The following is a 19966-nucleotide window of genomic DNA, read 5'->3' as shown; positions in this document are numbered from 1 at the left end:
TTCACACAAAAAAGAAATTAATGTCTTTAAATAAGAAGCTCGAAGATTCTATTTTTCTTCCTAAAAATTTAAGTATTGCCAAAGAATTAATTTATGATATCTGCGGCTTTACCTTTTCTGAACTTCAACCAGAAATTGAGAGTAAAGATTATGAAGCTTTCGATTTTAAAATCAATAATCGGATTATTAAATTTAGATCGGCTAAAATTACTCCAACTAAAACAGGTCAGTTTGTAACTTTATGGAAGCGTAATAAATCAGGTATAATTGAACCTTTTGATTATTCTGATACTATTGATTTTGTAATTGTAAGCGTTCAAAAAGAAAATCTTTTAGGACAATTTGTTTTCCCTAAAGATGTTCTCCTTAAAAAAGGAATATTTACTACTGAAACTAAAGAAGGAATAAGAGCCACGAGAGTTTACCCGCCTTGGGATGAAACTATCAGTAAACAAGCCCAAAAAACACAGCAATGGCAATTGAAATATTTCTATGAAATAAGCCCAAATGCTGATTTAGACACTTTTAAAAAGCTTTTTATACAATAAGGCTTAATCTTGTTTCGAGTTCTTAAAGTCTTTTTTTTTATAACTTTAGACAATAAGCAATAAGATGCTGTTTCTAAACTATTAATTTAAAAGAAACTAAATGAACTTTTTCAAAATCAAAACCTGCTGGTCAAATGCTGAATTCATTGTCTTGAAACTTTGCATTGCCTCGGCTTATATTTTAATAGGCACATATTTTCATGATTTCTTCAGCAATTACTACACTCCTTTAATTCTCTTATTTGGCATTACGGTAATTTGGTCTGTTTATTTATGGCTGAGTAAAATGAAAAACAGAAACAAGGAGCAAGGATAAACTCGAAATACTTGTAAAAACAAAGCTATCTTTGCAAAAAAATAAAACATGCATCGACACTTCATTCTTTTTAAACCTTATGGTTATTTAAGTCAATTTATCTATGAACTGAAAAGAAAGAAAAAACTTTTAGGCGAACTGCATGATTTTCCAGAAGGAACTATGGCAATTGGAAGACTTGATGAAGATTCTGAAGGTTTATTGTTACTAACAACAGATGGGAAAGTAAGTGATCAGATAAGAAGTAAAAAAGTCGATAAAGAATATTATGTCCAAGTCGACGGCATTATTACGCCAGAAGCAATCGAACAATTACAGAAAGGTGTAGAAATAGGTTTTGATGGCGGAAAATACAAAACAAAACCCTGCTCTGCTTTTATTGTAACTGAAATTCCTGATTTTGGACCTCGAGCAAAAAAAATCCGACATGAACGCCACGGACCAACTTCTTGGGCATCAATTACCGTGAATGAAGGAAAATTTCGTCAGGTTAGAAAAATGACTGCTGCTGTCGGATTTCCTACTTTACGTTTAGTTCGCGTTAGAATAGGAAATGTATATTTGCAAAACTTAAAAGCTGGAGAAGTTCTCGAAGTTGATAACTTTAATTAGAAAATGAGTCAATTTAAAAATCAGATAATTCTCAAATTAACGATTAACCGAATAAACAAATAAACGATAATGCTAAACGTAGTTCTTGTAGAACCAGAAATACCAAATAACACTGGAAATATTGGAAGATTGTGTGTAGGAACAGAAAGCCGACTGCACTTAATTCATCCTTTCGGATTTGTAATAAACGATAAAAATCTAAAACGCTCTGGTTTGGATTATTGGGTTCATCTTGATGTAACTGAATACCAAAATATAGAGGAATGGATCAAGCAGATTCCAGATCAATCGCGTGTTTTTTTGATGAGTTCCCATGCTGATAAATCGTATTTAGAAACAGATTTTCAAGATGGAGATTGGCTGGTTTTTGGCAAAGAAAGCGTTGGATTAAGCAAAGAAGTTTTGGCTCGTTTCGAAAACCACTTAACGATTCCAATGTCAAAACTAATTCGCAGCTTTAACATCGCAAATTCTGTTGCTTTTGTTGTTGGTGAAGCTAAAAGACAGATTGGATTGAAAGTTTAAATTAATTAAATATTTTCATCATAAGCTCCAGAGGAGCGTAATATTTATAACCTATAATTAAACCATCATGGAAGCTCCAGCGGAGCGATATATTTCGCCCCTATGGGGCTCGTTCTACTAAATGTGATTAATATTTCTATAAATATAACGTCCCGCTGGGACTTGAATTTCGTACAACAAAACTTCTAAAAATATCTCTAAGTCACAATAAACTTCCCTTTTTCGGCATCAAAGACAATATGCTCATCTTTAAACAAAGTGGCAAAATTTCCGTTTGAAATTAAATTACATGGTTCACCCTGAACAACACTTTCTGGAGTCATAATAATCATTTCGTCACTTAATTGAATTGCTAAATCAATATCGTGAGTAGAGAATAAAATGCATTTTTGAGTTTCCTCCGTTAGTTTTTTCAGCAATTTAAATAAAGAAACTTTGTGCAATAAATCAAGATGTGTTGTAGGTTCATCTAAAATAATCAGCGCCGTATCTTGCGCCAAAGCTCTGGCGATTAAAACCTTTTGCAATTGACCATCGCTTATTTCAAAGTGTTTTTTTTGAGCCAAATGCTCGATTTGTGTCAGCGCCATTGCTTCTTTAATCTTTTCAATATCTGTTTGAGTTAAAGAATCAACCCAATTAGTATAGGGCTGGCGGCCTAATGCAACCAATTCAAAAACCGTGAGATTACTTGGCGGCAGTTTTTCGGTTAAAACCAAACTTAGATTTTGAGCCAAGTCCAAAGGTTTATAAGTATTGATATTTTTATCATTCAAAAAAACAGTTCCCGATAAAGGCTGCTGAATACCTGTAATAGTTCGCAGCAAAGTCGATTTCCCAATTCCGTTTGCACCAATCAACGAAATGAGTTTCCCAGAAGTTAAATTCAAATTTAAATTTTCAGCAATAGTCACAACTGCCTTCTTGGCTTTATATCCAATACTTAAATTTGACGTATTTAAAATTGATTTCATCTATTTTAAGGTTCTGAGTTGCTAAGGTTCTAAGTATCTAAGTTTTTTCTTTGTCTAAAGATTAATTTATTTTAACAGCAGGAGATAATCCATATAATCTGTGGCTAATACAATTTACTGAAAATTTCTTTTTCGCATTAGCAGCCAAATTACAACCGGCGCACCAATAATTGATGTTATTGCATTAATCGGTAATGTAACATCTAATCCCGGCATCTGCGATGCCATATCGCAGAACAGCATAATTATGCCACCAAAAAAAAACGTACTCCAATATAAAACAGTGTGATTACTAGTTTGAAATGTCAGTTTTGCAATATGCGGAACAGCCAAACCTATAAAGGCAATAGGTCCTGCAAAAGCGGTAACACTTCCTGCTAAAATACTTGTTGCCAGAATAATTACTAATCGTGCTCTCTTATAATTTAAACCCATACTTTTAGCATAATTCTCTCCTAAAAGCAGGGCATTTAAAGGCTTGATGCTGCCTGCACTTAAGAGCAAACCAAAACTTATACAAACCGCCAGAATAAAAATCGATGTCCAAGAAAGATTTCCGAGACTTCCTAAAGACCAAAAGGTAAACTTCTGCAGTTGTTCAGCTGAACTAAAATAAGTTAAAACCCCAACAATGGCACTTGTAAAACTGGCAAACATAAGTCCAACAATTAAAATCGCCATTGTATTTCGCAATCTTTGTGCAACCAGCAAAACTAAAAGCAAAACTGAAATACTTCCTAAAGTAGATGCCAACACGATTCCATATGAAGACAATAAAACTGAGCTTAAAAAAGTTGGTAATATCCCAGCTCCCAAAATTACAATTGCGACTGCCAAAATTGCTCCAGAACTCAACCCTAATACATCCGGGCCTGCTAACGGATTTCTAAATAATGTCTGCATCAGCAAACCGCTTATAGACAAACCTACTCCAACCAAAATAGCTGTAATTGCTTTTGGCAGACGGTAATTAATAATAATATATTCCCAAGTTGATTTACTTGCCTGTCCTCCTGTTAAACTGCTGCAGACTTCTTTGAACGGAATTGTAACAGATCCTAAACTAATATCAAGGAAAAACATAAACAAAAGTGCTAAACCAAGTATGGAAAACAGAGTTATATTTCGCGTTTTATTTATCAATTGATCTTAGTTTAATTTAGATGCAAAAGTAAACTCGTAACTTGGCAATAAATCAGGATGAAAAATTTTGATATAGTCTTTTAAGACTAAATCTGGACGACTTGGAGCCAATTCATAATAAACAGTACCTCCTGTTGCTCCAAATTTACCTTCAAATGTATACACCTTTTTATTTTTAAAAGCATCAAACTGACTGTAATGTGGATTTGTTTTTGCTATTTCATCTAAGCTTTTAAAAGATCCTGAAGCGATCCAAAAATCAGCAGTTTTAGCTTTTACTAATATTTTCTCAAAAGACAACCCTTCGCTTCCGGTTCCTTTTAGATCTGACCATAAATAATTGGCATGAGCATCTTTCATAAATTGGGCAACCCAGCTGTTTCCTTTGGCCACATACCAAACATCCTCGTACATCGAACCATACAAAACTGTTGAAGATGCAGGTTTATCTGCCACCAATTTTTTAGCTTGATTATAACTCTCTACAATTTTATCAAACAATTCTTTGGCTTTTTCTTCTTTACCGAATAAAGCTCCGTACAGCTTAATCCATTCTGCTTTTCCAAGCGGAGACTGTTCCATCCAATCCGCTTGAATAAAAACATTTAGACCGCTTTTCTTTAAATTATCCAACATCGGATTATTGTTGTCTACTCCAAACGTTACAATCAAATCTGGTGCTAATTCAATTAACTGTTCAATATTTAATTTTTCATTCTGACCTACATTTTTTACTGAACCTTTATCGATTAAAGCTCTTGTTTTTTCTGATGAAACATAATCTGTATGTGGAAAACCAACCAGTTTATTTTCGACTTCAAGCATTTCTAAAAATGGTACATTAGTGGTTGAAGTAACCACAATGGACTCTAAAGGCACTTTTATAGTTGTGTAAGTTGCCAAACTATCTGGAACCTTTACATCTTTTTCTTTTAAAATGTATTTGAAATTTTTATTGGCATTAGGCCACGGTTCCATAACTGTAACAACCGAATATCCATCATATTTAACAATCGAAAGACCTGAAGCAAACTCAATACTATTTTTTGCACTTTCAGATTTTGCAACCTCAACTGTTTCAGCCTTCTTACATCCTGTTAGAATAAAAAAAGAGAAAATAAAAATTAACTTAGGGAATAAATATTTCATGTTTTACGTTTTGGATAGGGACAAAGGTAAACCATTTTCTATTTTTTTTGTTTATTTTTATTCCTACAAAATTCAACAAACTGTATCTTTACACTATGAATACCACAAAAACAAAAGTTTGCTCGAGCTGTGAAACTCAATTCAGCTGTGGAGATATTTCGGTTGAAAACAAATGCTGGTGCAATGATTTTCCGCCTATTTTTAACCTTTCTGAAGGAGGCGATTGTTTATGCCCAGTTTGTTTTAAAGAAGCTTGCGAAGACAAAATCGACGCTTACATAGAAACACTTACTCCCGAAAAAGCACTTAAAAATAAAGCCGCATCCCTTCCTAAAACAGAAAACTTAATTGAAGGCATCGATTATTATATTGAAAATGGCAATTATGTTTTCAAGTCTTGGTTTCATCTCAAAAGAGGAAGCTGTTGCGGAAACGACTGCAGACATTGCCCTTATTAAAAGTTTTGAATTATGAATTGCTAATAACTTGCAACCATAACTCACAACTCATAACTCCTAACTAACAAAAAATGATTTACTTGATAACCGGCGGCGAACGCTCAGGAAAAAGCGGATATGCCCAATCTCTGGCTTTACAACTTACAGACAATCCAATTTATGTAGCTACTGCCCGAAAATGGGATTCTGATTTTCAAAATCGGATAGACCGTCATCAAAAAGATCGTGACGAACGATGGACTAATATTGAAGAAGAAAAATACTTAAGTAAAATTGATTTTTCAGGCAAAGTTGCTCTAATCGACTGCGTAACACTTTGGCTGACTAACTTTTTTATAGATCATAAAAACGATGTCAATTTAAGTTTGGAAGAAGCTAAAAAAGAGTTTCTTTTGTTGGCCGAAAAAGAAAATACAGTACTTATTATTGTGACAAACGAGATCGGAATGGGCGTTCATGCTTCTACCGAAATTGGACGAAAATTTACTGAACTGCAAGGCTGGATGAATCAATTTTTAGCATCAAAAGCTGATGAAGTTGTTTTAATGGTTTCTGGGATTCCTGTCAAAATCAAAGGATAAAATTCTAATCTTTAAAAGGAAATTCTAAAATTAAAATTCCAAATTCCAACACTATGCCCTACCTTTACTTACATATTCAAATTTCAGTTGCATTGAAATTTGGAGTTAAAAAATTGGAATTAAAAAATGAGTTATTTAGATGATATTTTAAAGTCACGTCGTGACACAAGGCATTTTACGACAGACGAAGTTCCCGATGAAGTAATTCAGAAAGCTTTGCAAGCTGGACATTGGGCACCTTCTGTTGGACTGACTGATGCAACAAGATATTATATCATTAAATCTAAAGAAGTTAAAACCGCAGTAAAAGAACTTTTTTTAGATTATAACAAAAAAGCCGAAGAACTAACCGATAATCCAGAGCAAAAAGAACTTTACAGATCCTTAAAACTAGAAGCAATTGAAGAAGCTCCTTTAGGACTTATTATTGCTTATGATCGTTCTGTTCTTAATCAATTTACGATTGGAACAATTGGAAGTAACGAAGCTGTAAAATTCAGTTCAGTTTGTGCTGCCCAGAACATTTGGCTTTCGCTTACTGAACAAGGTTATGGAATGGGCTGGGTTTCAATTATCAATTATTATCAATTTAAAAAAATCCTTGATTTACCAGAGAATATAGAACCGCTTGGGTATTTCTGCATCGGCAAACCAGCAACAAATTATAACAATCAGCCAATGTTACAGCAATTACATTGGAAACAAAAATCTGAAACCCCGTTTTGTACTGAAATAGATAAAATACAGAAATCAAATTTTATTGATTTAGATTTAAAACAACAAAATGATACTGAGATTAACACGGATTTCAGTACACTCCTTCAAGATAAAATAGATTCAAAAACAAAACCTATTGGCGCTTTAGGGACTTTAGAAACCTTAGCTTTTCAAATGGCAACTGTTTTCGAAACTTTAAATCCAAAAATAACAAATCCTGCTATAGTGGTTTTTGCAGCTGATCACGGCATTGCAAATCATGGTGTCAGCGCTTATCCGCAAGATGTTACTCGCCAAATGGTTACCAATTTTCTGGAAGGCGGAGCCGCAATCAATGTTTTCTGTAGTCAAAATAATATTGATTTGTCTATTGTAGATTCAGGTGTAAACTATGATTTTCCCACAAATGCAAAATTGATAAATGCTAAAATTGCAAAAGGAACACAATCTTTTCTTCATGTTCCAGCAATGAGTGAAACCGAACTACAATTGTGTCTTGAAAAAGGAAAATCGATTGTTGATACGATTGCCAAAACAGGTACAAATTGTATAGGTTTTGGTGAAATGGGAATTGGAAATACTTCGACTGCATCTGTATTAATGAGCCTTTTAACTAATTTACCTATTGAAGATTGTGTTGGAAAAGGAACTGGTGTTGAAGACGAAAAGTTAATTCAAAAACAAAACTTGCTCAAAAGCGCCATTCAAAATTATTCTGGTCAAACCGATTTAAAACAGCAGCTGGCTTATTTTGGCGGTTTTGAAATTTTACAAATTGCCGGCGGAATGCTCGCAGCTTATGAAAACAAAATGCTTATTCTGGTTGATGGCTTTATTTGCAGCACAGCTTTTTTGATTGCTTCAAAAATAAATCCTGACATCAAACACAATGCTATTTTCTGCCACTGCTCTGCCGAAAAAGCACATATAAAATTACTCGATTACCTAAATGCAAAACCTATTTTAAATCTAGATTTGTGCTTGGGCGAAGGAACCGGCTGCGCTGTTGCTTTTCCGATTTTAAAATCGGCGGAAGCATTTTTAAATGAAATGGCTAGTTTTGAAAGTGCAGGAGTCAGCCGCAAGTAAGCTCCAATTAAAAATTTATTTTAAATGAAAAAAGAATTACATATTTTCTTTACCTGTTTAATGTTTTATACTAGAATTCCTTGTCCAAAAAACATCAATCATGATCCAGATTATTTAAACAAAGCAACTCGATATTTTCCATTTATCGGTTGGATTGTAGGAACAATTTCATTTACTGCTTTCTATATTTTTTCTCTTTTTCTATCAACAGAAACGGCAGTTATTTTTGCTATCATAACTTCTGTACTGACAACTGGAGCCTTTCATGAAGATGGATTTGCCGATGTCTGCGACGGATTTGGCGGAGGATGGACGAAAGAAAAAATACTCATGATTATGAAAGACAGCGCAATTGGAGCCTATGGAGCAATTGGGTTAGTTTTGCTTTTTTTAGCAAAATTTAAGTTGCTGACAGAATCAATTTCGCTTTTTACAAACAGCAATTCTTATTTATTAGTTTTTCTGTTATTTATTTCTGCTCATTCTGTAAGTCGTTTGGCTGCGATTAGTATTATTTTCACGCATGAATATTCTCGAGACGATGCTTCAAGCAAAAGTAAACCGATTGCAAAAAATCATAGCTGGAAAGAAATTTTCGGGTCTTTTTTCTTCGGATTGCTTCCTTTATTGATATTCTCCTGTTTCAACTTTAAATTTCTGCTTGCCTTAATTCCTGTTTTTATTATGCGTTATTTTCTTGCGAGATATTTCCAAAAATGGATAGATGGCTATACAGGAGATTGTCTTGGCGCAACGCAGCAAGTTTGTGAAGTTGTTTATTACTTAAGCTTTCTTTTGATATGGAAATTTATTTAGTTCGCCATACTGAAACGGTCTGCGAAAAAGGAATTTGCTACGGGCAATCTGATGTAGATATTGCAGCACCTTTTGAAACAGTATTCGAAAACGTTGTTTCACAATTACCCTCAGAAGCTCTGATTTTTACAAGTCCACTAAAACGCTGTGTTACTTTAGCAAAATACATTCAAACAAAAATCAACGCCATTTCATATCAAGAAGATGAGCGTTTAATGGAAATGAATTTTGGTGATTGGGAATTGAAAAACTGGAATGAAATTCCACCAGAACAACTAAATCCCTGGATGGAAGATTTTGTAAACGTTAAAGCTCAAAATGGCGAGTCATTTACAGGATTACATAAAAGAGTTGGAGATTTTATAGTCACACTTACATCGAAAAAAATAAATTCTCCAATTGTTATTACAGCACATGCCGGCGTAATTAGAAGTATCTTATGCCATCAGACTTCACTGCCGCTAAAGGATGCTTTTCAAAACAAAGTTGACTTTGGAGAGGTTATAAAAATCGAATTTTAAAGTCCTTTTGTTTGCAGTTTACCTTGAAAACTAAAACAAATTTGAATTATCATTATTTTTAACTTTATATTTGCAGCAAATTAAGGTTGTGTTTTTATTCTAACACATTAAAAGGGAATCAAGTAAAAATTCTTGAGCTGTACCCGCAACTGTAAGCTTTGTTCTAAAAAGAATGCTTGTTGTAAACTACAAAACCACTGCTCGCCCCGGCGAATGGGAAGGTAAACAACAAGACGCAAGCCAGGAGACCTGCCTTTATAACAAAATATCGAGCTCTCGGGAAAAAGAGTGTAGAAATTATGACTTTAAAAATACGTTTTGCTTGCCTTTTCTTATTGTTGTGTCAAAGTATTTTGGCGCAAAAAGATTCTATTAACAACCTGAAAGAGGTTCTGGTTTCTGATGCTAATCTAAAAAAATACTCCAACTCCCAATCGGTTTTAAAACTTAATGATTCCATTATAAGTAAAAATGAAGCTTTACTTACTGATTTATTAAATTTTAATTCTACTCTTTATTTTAAAGAATATGGACGTGGAATGCTTTCTACGGTTTCTTTTCGAGGAACTACTTCTTCGCAGACTGCAGTAATCTGGAACGGAATTAATATTAATTCTCAAATGAACGGAAGTACTGATTTCAACACCATTTCAGGTTCCGATTATAATTCTGTCAGCGTAAAAGCAGGCGGAGGAAGTGTTATTTATGGCAGCGGCGCAATTGGAGGAACGGTGCATTTAAATAATGACATGAGTTTTTATAAGCGTTTTGAAAATAATCTAAGACTAGATTATGGAAGCTTCAACACGATTGGAATCAATTATAAAACTAATATTTCTAATGAAAAATGGAGCTCTCAAATTGGTTTTTCTAAAAACAGCTCGACAAACGATTATAAATATTTAAATCGATATACTTGGAGAGGTGAACAGCGCTGGAACCAAAACGGACAATACGACGTTATTACAATGAATGCTAATGTGGGATATAAAATTAATGCTAAAAACAGCTTAAAATTATATACTCAAACTTCAAATACAGATCGAAATACTTCTTTAATTACTGAAACGGAAACTAAAAGCAAGTATGTAAATGGTTTCAATAGAAACTTATTAGAATACGACGGTAATTTTGGAAAACTAACTGCAAATTTCAAAACGGCGTATATTTTTGAAAACTATCAGTATTATGCTGATAATTCAAAAAATCAATATACGTACGGAAAAACGGAAAGTTTTATTTCTAAAGCCGATATAGGTTACACTTTATTTAAATCAACTCAGATAAACGGAATCGTAGATTATAACAGAACAAAAGGTTACGGAAGCGGTTTTGGAGATAACACTAGAGAAATTGGTTCGGCTGCTTTACTTATAAAGCAAGATTTTTCGACTGACTGGAAGAATGAATTTGGTATTCGAAAAGAATTTACAGACAATTACAAATCTCCTGTTTTATTCAATTTTGGTTCTACTTATCAGTTTAGCAAATTATATCAATTAAAACTAAACTTATCTCGAAACTTCAGAATCCCAACTTTCAATGATTTATATTGGGAAGAAGGCGGAAATCCCGATTTAAAACCAGAAAGCTCTTATCAGGCAGAAATTGGAAACGTTTTTACTTTTAAAAACATTTCGTTGACACAGACTTTTTATTACATCAAAATTAAAGATTTACTGCAATGGGTTCCAGGTTCAAACGGCATTTGGACACCTCAAAATAGAGACAAGGTTAATAGTTATGGTGCCGAAACTCTGCTGAGCTGGAAAAAACAGTATGGCAAAAATATTTTTGGTGCAAATGCATCTTATGCTTACACTGCTTCTAAAGACGAAGAAACCAAAAAACAGCTTTTCTTTGTTCCGTTTAATAAAGTTACAGCTTCCGTTTCTTATTCTAGAAATAGAATTTCTGCTTATTATCAATTTTTATATAATGGATTTGTTTATACCAGAGCAGATAACAATCCAGACGAAATCATAAAAGATTATACGCTATCAAATATCGGAATCGATTATGATTTTAAATTTCTTGACTCCTTTAAACTTGGCATTCAAGTATTAAACATCTTCAACGAAAATTATGAAAGTCTTGAGGACAGACCTATGCCGGGTCGAAATTTCAACATGTATTTAACTCTAAAATTTTAATATTTATGAAACTTAGCAAATTACTTTTAATAGCACTAAGTGTATCCTTATTTGTGTCTTGTTCTAATGACGATGATGACCAGCCAAAAGGAGAATACGACAACGGATTTTTCATTTTAAATGAAGGAAGTACAGGACAAGGAACTGTTTCTTTTTCTAGCGATAATTTTAGCCTTTTTACAAAAGACGCTTATACTGCAGCAAACGGATCAGATTTACTTGGAAAATATGCTCAAAACATTTTCTTTAACGGAGACAGAGCTTACATCATTGCTGGTGGTTCAAATGTTATAAATGTAGTAAACAGATATACTTTTAAATTGATCGCTAAAATCGACAGCGGACTTGCTAATCCAAGATATGGTGTTGTAAAAGACGGAAAGGCTTATGTTACTAATGCAAACACTTACTCGTACATTAATCCAGCTACTGGTGATACTGACGATTATGTTGCTGTAATTGATTTAGCAACAAATAAGGTAGAATCAAAAATTGAATTGAATGCCACTGCAAACAGGCTTATTCTTGAAAATGGCAAATTGTACATTACAGAACCTGATGCAAGCGACAAACTTTTGATTGTTAATATTGCTACTAAAACTGTAGAAGCTCCAATAATAATTGGAACAAGCGCTGATTCAATTGAAGAGGAAAATGGTATTCTGTACATCTTAAGAGCACCTTGGGGTGGAGCAAGCAGCGAAATTGTAAAAGTAAAATTAGCAGACAAATCTGTTACTAAACTTCCATTTCCTGCAAGCTTAGAAAAAGCTGGATATTTAGATATTTCTGACGACAAAATTTATTATACTGTAAAAAGCTCAGTTTATGTTATAAACACTTCTGCAACTGCAGTTTCTTCAACTCCAATTTTCAATGCTCCTTCAGTTGCTAACTTATACGGTTTTGCAGTTAAAGACGGTAAAGTTTACTTGGCAGACAGCGGTAACTACAAAGTAGACAGTAAAGCATACATCTATAACTTGAGTGGAAATCTACTAAAAGAATTAACAGTTGGTATTGCTCCAAATGGTTTCTATTTTAATGATTAATTCTTTTAGAATTTGTTATTAGTTTTTGGAAAAAAAATAGGCTTTCATCTCTGAAAGCCTATTTTTTTTATTTCTATTTTAAAGTTCTCATAAATTCTTTTGGAACATTCTCTAAATACATTTCATTTCGCAATCCATTTATTTTTCTAGAATCGCTTATATAAGGTAAATCGAAACTTTCGTCGGTTTGAATCTTTTTAGCTGTTGCTCCTGTTATTTTAGAAATCACTAGATCTAACAATGGCTCCTTTTTATCTCCTAATATCCCCAAATGAGTACCTGGTTCATCCTTTATAATAACCTTTTCATTTAAAGGAAAGGTCGGTGTTAATCCTTGTGTATAATCTCCAAAATCAGCAGCGTTTGCAATTTTAAAAACCAAAGGCTGCATCGCGTATCTATGATTTGGGTTCACTTTGGCTTTTGTTAAAGTTGGTGAATCATAAACTGTAAACGAACCTACATTTTTACCTATAGTAGTTTCGCCAACCTGAATAACTTCAATATAGGGTTTTAGTCCGTTTATAACCAATTCACTTGCAGATGCTGTGTTTGCAGTAGTGATAATAAATACTCTCGCCAAGTTTAAACTATTTATTGTCGCACCATCAATGCTTTTAACAAATCTTTCATTCAACAGCTCTAAATCATCGGCTGTCATTCCAGCCATCAACTTAAAATTATATTGTCTTTTCGAAAATATTTTCCCTTCAAACTGTCCAGTAATCATACTAGCCAAACGCGTAGACGATTTTACAGAACCACCTCCGTTATATCTTAAATCTAAAACCAGATCCGTAATCCCTTTTAAATCGCCAAAAGCCTGATTTAACTTGGCATCATACCCTGCATAAAAACCATTATACATTAAATATCCAATTTTGTGCTCTCCAGATTCAATCACCTTATTAATAAGAATAGGATTTTCTTCTAAAGTAGTCTTAGATAAGGAAACCGTTTTTCCGTTCAATACAAATGCAGTTCCATTAAAATCAGCAAGATCTAAAGTATAATTATCAGTATTTAATAAAGATTGATAATTTGAAATTGTAAGTTTTGTTCCGTTTATACTCGTAAACAAATCTCCTCTTTTAATATCTTTAGTCGATGCGTTAGAATTAGGAATAACATAACGAACATAACCAACTAAATCATTAGATCCTTGAGCAATTCTAGTAAGCTTAAAATCTAAACCATTATTTTTTGAAATCCCATTAAGCTCCTGTTCTAAAACAGTATAATCATCAACAATCCAGCTAAAACGATCTATTGCATTACCATTTGGGTATTTGCTGATTGGTTTATTCAGCAAATCCTGAAATAAATCTTCAGGTCTTGAATACCCCGCTAAATAATTCTCTAAGTCTGCTTTTGCAGCAAAACGGTCATCAGCTAAATTTGGAACATCAGCCTGCCATAAATAAACTTCATTCAGTCCTCTCCATACAAAATCATTAACTTGTAAATGAGATGGAGACATAACATCGTCCTGATCTTCACAAGACTGTAAAGAAAATGTTAACATACACAAGAAAAGTGCTGACCTTAGAATTGTTTTCATAAATTTTGGTTTCGGCATCATTATAGAATACTAACGTAAAAATACTATCTTTAGTTTTAAGTCGTATTCTTTTTTTATAAAAAAAAATACAAAGTCTTTGTAACAAAAATAATTGTGTCTCGTCTTGATTATATAAGCTAACGAATAACCTTTAATTTATGAACCAGAATGTGTTTATAGAATTAGTAAATCCTTTTAAAGACAAAGTTTTTCGTCTGGCAAAACGATTGCTTACCAGCACCGAAGAAGCAGAAGATGCTGCTCAGGAGGTAATGGTTAAATTATGGAATAAAAAAGACGATTTAAGTGCTTATAATAATGTTGAAGCGCTGGCTATGACAATGACTAAAAATTATTGTCTTGATCAGTTAAAATCAAAAAGAGCTGGAAATCTAAAAATTGTTCATAATAATTTTACCGATCGTGAGCCGCAATTGGATAAAAAACTGGAAGATTCAGACAGTTTAGAATGGGTTGAAAAAATAGTAAATCAACTCCCTGAACAATTGCAAATACTAATTCAATTGCGAGACGTCGAACAATATGAATTTGAAGAAATTGCAAAAATTGTCAACATGAATGAAACGGCGATTCGGGTAGCACTTTCAAGAGCAAGAAAAAAAATTAGAGAAGAAATGATTAACACACACAGTTATGGAATCAGATAAAATAGAACATATATTAGAAAAATACTTCGAGGGAGAGACAACTATTGCCGAAGAAAATCAGTTAAAAGAATACTTTTCATCATCAAATGTTGCGCAGCATTTGGAGCAATACAAACCACTTTTTGGTTATTTCTCTCAGGTAAAACAGCAAAAATCGACACAAGAGATTCCACTACAAACTAAGAAACGAAATGTAGCGTGGTTATCGATTGCTGCTTCAGCTGTTGTTTTACTCGGAATTGGAACCTATTTTTTTGTAAGTGAAAACAATGCAGCTCCAGTAGTTGCAGCACAATCAGAATTAGGAACCTATGATAATCCGGAAGAAGCGCTGAAAGCAACTCAAAAAGCTTTGGCACTATTATCAAACAATGTTAATGTAGGTATCGAAAGCGTACAATACATTAACGAATACGAACAATCAAAAAACAAAATTTTTAAACAGTAATTAAATTCAATCAAAAATGAAAAATCTTATCATAACACTAGTATTCGCCTTTGTAACAAATGTATTTTATGCTCAAGGCGCCTTTGACAAATTTGATGGTCAGGACGATGTAACTTCAGTAATTGTAAACAAAAAAATGTTCGATTTAATGAGCAAAGTAAAAGTTGACGCTACTGACAAAGAAACACAGCAATACATTAATCTGATTAAAAAATTAGATTATTTGAAAGTGTTTACAACAAAAAATCCTAAAATCGAGGCCGATATGAAAGCTTCTGCTGATAAATACATTAAAACAGCAGGTCTTGAAGAACTTATGAGAGTAAACGACAGCGGAAAAAATGTACGCATAATGGTAAAATCAGGTGCAAGCGATACACAAATTAGAGAATTACTTATGTTTGTTGACGGCGCAAAAAATGATGAAACCGTTTTACTTTCTTTAACTGGAAATTTTGATTTAAACGAAATTTCAGTACTTACAGACAAAATGCAGCTTCCAGGCGGTTCAGACTTAAAAAAAGCCTCTAAAGGCAAAAAATAATCATGAAAACAAACGTTTTTACCTCAGCCCTTTTAGTATTATTAACTTTAGTAAGTTGTAATTCTGAACCTTCATTGCAAAAGTATTTTGTACAAAATACAGACAATAAAGATTTTATCGCTCTTGATGTTTCTCCTACTATTTTAAATTTAGAAAAAGCAAAATTATCCGCCGAGCAAAATGAAGCTTTAAAGTCATTTGACAAGATGAATATTCTAGCTTTTAAAGCAAACGACAAAAATCAAGCTCAATTTGAAACAGAAAGAGCAAAAGTCAAAGCTATTTTAAAAAACCCAAAATATCAACAGCTAATGACGTTTGGCTCAGGTAAAGACGGCGCTTCTATAAGCTATGTTGGCACAGATGAAAACATCGAAGAATTCGTTGTTTTCGCTAACCGAAAAGAAAATGGTTTTGCAGTAGTTCGTGTTTTAGGAAAAAACATGAATCCAAATAACATCATGACTTTAATGACTGTTTTAAAACAATCAAATATCGATATGGAACAGTTAAAACCTTTACAGCAGCTAGTTAAATAATAAATATATCTTACTTAAATTGAAAAAGCTCCTAATGGAGCTTTTTTTTATTTTTAACAATTAAGAAGATAAAACTGAATAATCTTTATAAGTGTTTTCGCATATATCATACGAATTTAATTACATTTGCCTCTAACCAATACATTTAATAAATTAAAACAAACATGGTACAAAAAACATCGAATGCCTTTATAGCGGCATCTTGGGTAGCTCTTGGAGCTGGAATGATTGGATATATTGTTGGACTAGCAAGAGCAGAAATGCTGCTAAACGAAAAAGGCTATTATTTTACAGTTCTAATGTTTGGTCTTTTTGCTGTTGTTTCATTACAAAAAAGTGTTAGAGACAGACTTGAAAAACTTCCTGTAACCGATATCTATTATGGAATCTGCTGGTTTGGAACTCTTTTATCAATCGTTCTTTTAGCCGTTGGTTTATGGAACGCGACAATTTTACCAAGCGAAAAAGGTTTCTATGCATTTGCCTTCTTATTAGCATTGTTTGGAGCAATCTCTGTTCAAAAAAACACTCGTGACAATATGAGTTTTAGCGAAAATGAATAAACTTAGACCTAACTAAAAGCAAAAAGCTCCAATTTTCATTGGAGCTTTTTTTTATATTAGAATTTGAGATTATTTACTCAAATACATTTTTCTTCTAGAGTACAATTCGTAGAATTGATCGTCTTTTAAGTCATCAATAAACAAGATGCTTTCTCCTGTTGATTTCATTTCTGGTCCTAATGCTTTGTTTACATTATGGAATTTACTGAAAGAGAAAACTGGCTGTTTGATCGCAAACCCGTTTAACTGCGGATTGAAATCAAAATCTGTTACTTTACTATGTCCTAACATTACTTTTGTAGCGTAGTTCACATAAGGCTCACCGTATGCTTTTGCAATAAACGGCACCGTTCTAGAAGCTCTTGGATTTGCTTCGATAATGTAAACCGTATCGTCTTTTATAGCAAACTGAATATTGATTAAACCAACAGTTTTCAATGCTCTTGCAATTTTTTCTGTATGATCTTTTATTTGCTGCATCACAAACTCTCCTAAGTTAAAAGGAGGTAAAGTAGCATTACTATCTCCAGAGTGAACTCCGCAAGGTTCGATATGCTCCATAATTCCTATGATGTACACGTTTCCGTCAGCATCACAAATTGCATCCGCTTCAGCTTCAATTGCTCCAGCTAAATAGTGATCTAGAAGCAATTTATTTCCTGGAATCGTTTTCAACAAGTTGATTACGTGCTCTTCTAATTCTTTTTTGTTGATTACAATTTTCATTCCCTGACCTCCTAATACATAAGAAGGACGAATCAATAATGGGAAATCTAAAGTATCTGCAAGTGCAGAAGCTTCATCGGCTGTTTCAGCGATTCCAAATTGTGGGAAAGGAATGTGTAATTCTCTTAGTAAATCTGAGAAACGTCCTCTATCTTCTGCTAAGTCAAGTGCATCAAAACTAGTTCCGATGATTTTCACTCCGTATTTAGATAATTTTTCAGCTAATTTCAAAGCTGTTTGCCCGCCTAACTGAACAATTACACCTTCTGGTTTTTCATGTTGAATGATATCATAAATATGCTCCCAGAAAACTGGCTCGAAGTATAATTTGTCAGCTGTATCAAAGTCAGTCGAAACCGTTTCAGGATTACAGTTAATCATGATCGTTTCGTAACCACATTCTTTTGCTGCCAAAACTCCGTGTACACAAGAATAATCAAACTCGATTCCTTGTCCAATTCTGTTTGGTCCAGAACCTAAAACGATGATCTTCTTTCTATCCGTTACAATGCTTTCGTTATCTACGTAGCGCTCGCCGTTTGCTTTTTCGATTTCAGCCTCAAAAGTAGAGTAGTAATAAGGCGTTTTTGCTTTAAACTCAGCCGCACAAGTATCTACTAACTTAAACACACGGTTGATGTTTTGATCCATACGTAAAGTATGAATTTCACTTTCTAAGCAATTTACCATGTGAGCAATTTGTCTGTCGGCAAAACCTTTTTGTTTCGCTTCAAGCAAAAGCTCTTTTGGAAGATTCGATACTTTATAGTTCGAAATTTCTTTCTCTAAAGTATAAAGCTCTTCGTATTGTTTCAAGAACCACATATCAATTTTTGTGATTTCATGAATACGACTCAACGGAATTCCCATTGCAATCGCATCATAAATTACAAAAACACGATCCCAACTTGCAAAAGTCAGTTTCTCGATAATTTGTTCGTAGTTTTTATATCCTTTTCCGTCAGCACCTAAACCATTTCTTTTAATTTCTAAAGATTGAGTTGCTTTGTGTAATGCTTCTTGGAAAGAACGCCCAATTCCCATTACTTCACCAACAGATTTCATTTGAAGCCCTAATGTTCTGTCAGCACCTTCGAATTTATCGAAGTTCCAACGTGGTATTTTCACGATTACATAATCCAAAGTTGGTTCGAAAAGAGCCGAAGTTGATTTTGTAATTTGGTTTTGCAATTCATCTAAATTATATCCTAAAGCTAATTTAGAAGCGATTTTTGCAATTGGATATCCAGTTGCTTTTGATGCTAAAGCAGAAGAACGAGATACACGAGGATTAATTTCAATTGCTACGATATCTTCTTTTTCGTCAGGTGAAACTGCAAATTGCACGTTACATCCTCCAGCAAAATTTCCGATACTTCTCATCATTAAGATCGCATAGTCACGTAATTTTTGGAAAGTTGTATCTGATAATGTCATCGCTGGTGCCACTGTAATCGAATCTCCAGTATGAATTCCCATTGGATCCATATTTTCGATCGAACAGATAATTACAACATTATCATTTTTATCTCTTAAAAGTTCTAACTCATATTCTTTCCATCCCATCAAAGCTTTGTCAATTAAAACTTCATGAATTGGAGAAGCTTCAAGACCTCTTGTTAAAAGCTCATCAAAATCTTCTTTTTTGTAAACAACTGCTGCTCCAGTTCCACCAAGTGTAAACGAAGGGCGAATTACAAGCGGAAAACCAAACTCTTGAGCAATTTCTTTTCCTTCTAAATATGAAGTAGCTGTTTTCGCAGGTGCAGTTGGCACATTAATTCTTTCTAAAAGCTGTTTAAACTGCTCTCTGTCTTCGGTAATGTTAATTGCATTTACATCTACCCCGATTAATCTTACGCCGAAATCCTGCCAAATTCCTTTTTCTTCAGCTTCCAAACACAAGTTCAAAGCCGTTTGTCCTCCCATAGTTGGCAAAACAGCGTCAATTTGTGGATGTTCCTTTAGAATTTCAATAATCGATTTTGTAGTTAGTGGTTTCAAATAAACATGATCGGCCATGGTTGGGTCGGTCATAATCGTCGCTGGATTTGAGTTTATCAAGATAACTTCAATTCCTTCTTCACGAATCGAGCGTGCAGATTGAGATCCTGCATAATCGAATTCGCAAGCTTGACCAATAACAATAGGTCCTGAACCTATTATTAAAACTGATTTTATTGATGTGTCTTTAGGCATTTTGTATGTATTGTGTAGTTATTATAATGTATTCAAAAAACATTCACAGTGCTTTAGAAACTAG

Annotated in this window: 21 protein-coding genes and 1 riboswitch; of the genes, 16 read left to right on the top strand and 5 right to left on the bottom strand. The window is 33.5% G+C overall.

Annotation, left to right across the window (positions count from 1 at the left end; all coding sequences use genetic code 11):
- Window positions 1-20 precede the first annotated feature (20 nt).
- From B0A75_RS10260 to B0A75_RS10245, 4 genes are all read left to right on the top strand, one after another.
- Window positions 21-548 carry a MepB family protein gene (locus tag B0A75_RS10260; protein ID WP_089054186.1) on the top strand — a complete coding sequence of 176 codons (528 nt, stop codon included), beginning with the start codon at window positions 21-23 and terminating at the stop codon, window positions 546-548.
- Window positions 549-648: 100 nt separating this feature from the next.
- Complete coding sequence (locus tag B0A75_RS10255) at window positions 649-864, top strand: hypothetical protein (protein ID WP_089054185.1); 216 nt, start codon at window positions 649-651, stop codon at window positions 862-864.
- Window positions 865-912: 48 nt separating this feature from the next.
- On the top strand, window positions 913-1476 hold the full coding sequence (locus B0A75_RS10250; protein ID WP_089054184.1) for a pseudouridine synthase: 564 nt from the start codon (window positions 913-915) through the stop codon (window positions 1474-1476).
- Between the two features lie 69 nt (window positions 1477-1545).
- Entirely contained in the window at window positions 1546-2001 is a 456-nt protein-coding gene (locus B0A75_RS10245) for a tRNA (cytidine(34)-2'-O)-methyltransferase (protein WP_089054183.1), read from the top strand.
- 197 nt (window positions 2002-2198) lie between these two features.
- Here B0A75_RS10245 and B0A75_RS10240 read toward each other — a convergent pair whose 3' ends face one another.
- From B0A75_RS10240 to B0A75_RS10230, 3 genes are all read right to left on the bottom strand, one after another.
- A complete protein-coding gene (locus B0A75_RS10240) occupies window positions 2199-2975 on the bottom strand; it encodes an ABC transporter ATP-binding protein (protein WP_089054182.1) in 777 nt (258 codons plus the stop codon).
- 114 nt (window positions 2976-3089) lie between these two features.
- A complete protein-coding gene (locus B0A75_RS10235; protein ID WP_089054181.1) occupies window positions 3090-4058 on the bottom strand; it encodes an iron ABC transporter permease in 969 nt (322 codons plus the stop codon).
- Between the two features lie 66 nt (window positions 4059-4124).
- Window positions 4125-5267 carry an ABC transporter substrate-binding protein gene (locus B0A75_RS10230; RefSeq protein WP_089054180.1) on the bottom strand — a complete coding sequence of 381 codons (1143 nt, stop codon included), beginning with the start codon at window positions 5265-5267 and terminating at the stop codon, window positions 4125-4127.
- 95 nt (window positions 5268-5362) lie between these two features.
- Here B0A75_RS10230 and B0A75_RS10225 point away from each other — a divergent pair, with 95 nt between their 5' ends.
- The 7 genes from B0A75_RS10225 (at window position 5363) to B0A75_RS10195 (ending at window position 12654) form a co-directional block, all read left to right on the top strand.
- Window positions 5363-5725: a DUF5522 domain-containing protein gene (locus B0A75_RS10225; RefSeq protein ID WP_089054179.1), complete on the top strand. Its 363-nt coding sequence runs from the start codon at window positions 5363-5365 to the stop codon at window positions 5723-5725.
- A 71-nt stretch (window positions 5726-5796) separates the two neighbouring features.
- Window positions 5797-6306, top strand: coding sequence for a bifunctional adenosylcobinamide kinase/adenosylcobinamide-phosphate guanylyltransferase (gene cobU / locus B0A75_RS10220; protein ID WP_089054178.1), 510 nt, complete (start codon window positions 5797-5799; stop codon window positions 6304-6306).
- A 126-nt stretch (window positions 6307-6432) separates the two neighbouring features.
- Window positions 6433-8112 carry a nicotinate-nucleotide--dimethylbenzimidazole phosphoribosyltransferase gene (gene cobT, locus B0A75_RS10215; protein WP_089054177.1) on the top strand — a complete coding sequence of 560 codons (1680 nt, stop codon included), beginning with the start codon at window positions 6433-6435 and terminating at the stop codon, window positions 8110-8112.
- Between the two features lie 24 nt (window positions 8113-8136).
- Entirely contained in the window at window positions 8137-8928 is a 792-nt protein-coding gene (locus tag B0A75_RS10210; RefSeq protein ID WP_089054176.1) for an adenosylcobinamide-GDP ribazoletransferase, read from the top strand.
- Window positions 8913-9449, top strand: coding sequence for an alpha-ribazole phosphatase (gene cobC, locus B0A75_RS10205; protein ID WP_089054175.1), 537 nt, complete (start codon window positions 8913-8915; stop codon window positions 9447-9449). Before B0A75_RS10210 ends, cobC begins: the two co-directional genes overlap by 16 nt.
- Before the next feature lie 66 nt (window positions 9450-9515).
- Window positions 9516-9720: riboswitch (cobalamin riboswitch) on the top strand.
- Between the two features lie 28 nt (window positions 9721-9748).
- Window positions 9749-11602, top strand: a complete 1854-nt coding sequence (locus B0A75_RS10200) for a TonB-dependent receptor plug domain-containing protein (RefSeq protein ID WP_089054233.1) — start codon at window positions 9749-9751, stop codon at window positions 11600-11602.
- Between the two features lie 5 nt (window positions 11603-11607).
- A complete protein-coding gene (locus B0A75_RS10195) occupies window positions 11608-12654 on the top strand; it encodes a YncE family protein (protein WP_089054174.1) in 1047 nt (348 codons plus the stop codon).
- Window positions 12655-12727: 73 nt separating this feature from the next.
- Here B0A75_RS10195 and B0A75_RS10190 read toward each other — a convergent pair whose 3' ends face one another.
- Window positions 12728-14215, bottom strand: a complete 1488-nt coding sequence (locus B0A75_RS10190; protein ID WP_089054232.1) for a S41 family peptidase — start codon at window positions 14213-14215, stop codon at window positions 12728-12730.
- Window positions 14216-14373: 158 nt separating this feature from the next.
- Between B0A75_RS10190 and B0A75_RS10185 the strand changes: the two genes are divergently transcribed.
- The 5 genes from B0A75_RS10185 (at window position 14374) to yiaA (ending at window position 16977) form a co-directional block, all read left to right on the top strand.
- On the top strand, window positions 14374-14883 hold the full coding sequence (locus B0A75_RS10185) for an RNA polymerase sigma factor (protein WP_089054173.1): 510 nt from the start codon (window positions 14374-14376) through the stop codon (window positions 14881-14883).
- On the top strand, window positions 14870-15331 hold the full coding sequence (locus tag B0A75_RS10180) for a hypothetical protein (RefSeq protein ID WP_089054172.1): 462 nt from the start codon (window positions 14870-14872) through the stop codon (window positions 15329-15331). The genes B0A75_RS10185 and B0A75_RS10180 overlap by 14 nt, the downstream gene beginning before the upstream one ends.
- A gap of 16 nt (window positions 15332-15347) precedes the next feature.
- A complete protein-coding gene (locus B0A75_RS10175; RefSeq protein WP_089054171.1) occupies window positions 15348-15875 on the top strand; it encodes a DUF4252 domain-containing protein in 528 nt (175 codons plus the stop codon).
- A 2-nt stretch (window positions 15876-15877) separates the two neighbouring features.
- Window positions 15878-16414 (top strand): DUF4252 domain-containing protein, encoded by a 537-nt coding sequence (locus tag B0A75_RS10170; RefSeq protein ID WP_089054170.1) that lies wholly within the window; start codon window positions 15878-15880, stop codon window positions 16412-16414.
- Window positions 16415-16578: 164 nt separating this feature from the next.
- Window positions 16579-16977 carry an inner membrane protein YiaA gene (gene yiaA, locus B0A75_RS10165; RefSeq protein WP_089054169.1) on the top strand — a complete coding sequence of 133 codons (399 nt, stop codon included), beginning with the start codon at window positions 16579-16581 and terminating at the stop codon, window positions 16975-16977.
- A 69-nt stretch (window positions 16978-17046) separates the two neighbouring features.
- Here yiaA and carB read toward each other — a convergent pair whose 3' ends face one another.
- A complete protein-coding gene (carB, locus tag B0A75_RS10160) occupies window positions 17047-19902 on the bottom strand; it encodes a carbamoyl-phosphate synthase large subunit (protein ID WP_089054168.1) in 2856 nt (951 codons plus the stop codon).
- Window positions 19903-19966 lie beyond the last annotated feature (64 nt).

The organism is Flavobacterium oncorhynchi (assembly GCF_002217355.1).
In the GTDB taxonomy this organism is placed as follows: Bacteria; Bacteroidota; Bacteroidia; order Flavobacteriales; family Flavobacteriaceae; genus Flavobacterium; species Flavobacterium oncorhynchi.
This window is presented reverse-complemented; position numbering and strand designations above follow the sequence as displayed.

What these genes read in the sequence shown, in the direction of transcription:
- B0A75_RS10200 (WP_089054233.1), top strand. Translation starts at nt 9,749, where the DNA reads ATGACTTTAAAAATACGTTTTGCTTGCCTTTTCTTATTGTTGTGTCAA.
- B0A75_RS10225 (WP_089054179.1), top strand. Translation starts at nt 5,363, where the DNA reads ATGAATACCACAAAAACAAAAGTTTGCTCGAGCTGTGAAACTCAATTC.
- B0A75_RS10210 (WP_089054176.1), top strand. Translation starts at nt 8,137, where the DNA reads ATGAAAAAAGAATTACATATTTTCTTTACCTGTTTAATGTTTTATACT.
- cobC (WP_089054175.1), top strand. Translation starts at nt 8,913, where the DNA reads ATGGAAATTTATTTAGTTCGCCATACTGAAACGGTCTGCGAAAAAGGA.
- B0A75_RS10255 (WP_089054185.1), top strand. Translation starts at nt 649, where the DNA reads ATGAACTTTTTCAAAATCAAAACCTGCTGGTCAAATGCTGAATTCATT.
- yiaA (WP_089054169.1), top strand. Translation starts at nt 16,579, where the DNA reads ATGGTACAAAAAACATCGAATGCCTTTATAGCGGCATCTTGGGTAGCT.
- B0A75_RS10245 (WP_089054183.1), top strand. Translation starts at nt 1,546, where the DNA reads ATGCTAAACGTAGTTCTTGTAGAACCAGAAATACCAAATAACACTGGA.
- B0A75_RS10250 (WP_089054184.1), top strand. Translation starts at nt 913, where the DNA reads ATGCATCGACACTTCATTCTTTTTAAACCTTATGGTTATTTAAGTCAA.
- B0A75_RS10180 (WP_089054172.1), top strand. Translation starts at nt 14,870, where the DNA reads ATGGAATCAGATAAAATAGAACATATATTAGAAAAATACTTCGAGGGA.
- B0A75_RS10240 (WP_089054182.1), bottom strand. Translation starts at nt 2,975, where the DNA reads ATGAAATCAATTTTAAATACGTCAAATTTAAGTATTGGATATAAAGCC.
- B0A75_RS10230 (WP_089054180.1), bottom strand. Translation starts at nt 5,267, where the DNA reads ATGAAATATTTATTCCCTAAGTTAATTTTTATTTTCTCTTTTTTTATT.
- B0A75_RS10235 (WP_089054181.1), bottom strand. Translation starts at nt 4,058, where the DNA reads ATGTTTTTCCTTGATATTAGTTTAGGATCTGTTACAATTCCGTTCAAA.
- B0A75_RS10185 (WP_089054173.1), top strand. Translation starts at nt 14,374, where the DNA reads ATGAACCAGAATGTGTTTATAGAATTAGTAAATCCTTTTAAAGACAAA.
- cobT (WP_089054177.1), top strand. Translation starts at nt 6,433, where the DNA reads ATGAGTTATTTAGATGATATTTTAAAGTCACGTCGTGACACAAGGCAT.
- B0A75_RS10190 (WP_089054232.1), bottom strand. Translation starts at nt 14,215, where the DNA reads ATGAAAACAATTCTAAGGTCAGCACTTTTCTTGTGTATGTTAACATTT.
- carB (WP_089054168.1), bottom strand. Translation starts at nt 19,902, where the DNA reads ATGCCTAAAGACACATCAATAAAATCAGTTTTAATAATAGGTTCAGGA.
- B0A75_RS10175 (WP_089054171.1), top strand. Translation starts at nt 15,348, where the DNA reads ATGAAAAATCTTATCATAACACTAGTATTCGCCTTTGTAACAAATGTA.
- B0A75_RS10170 (WP_089054170.1), top strand. Translation starts at nt 15,878, where the DNA reads ATGAAAACAAACGTTTTTACCTCAGCCCTTTTAGTATTATTAACTTTA.
- cobU (WP_089054178.1), top strand. Translation starts at nt 5,797, where the DNA reads ATGATTTACTTGATAACCGGCGGCGAACGCTCAGGAAAAAGCGGATAT.
- B0A75_RS10195 (WP_089054174.1), top strand. Translation starts at nt 11,608, where the DNA reads ATGAAACTTAGCAAATTACTTTTAATAGCACTAAGTGTATCCTTATTT.
- B0A75_RS10260 (WP_089054186.1), top strand. Translation starts at nt 21, where the DNA reads ATGTCTTTAAATAAGAAGCTCGAAGATTCTATTTTTCTTCCTAAAAAT.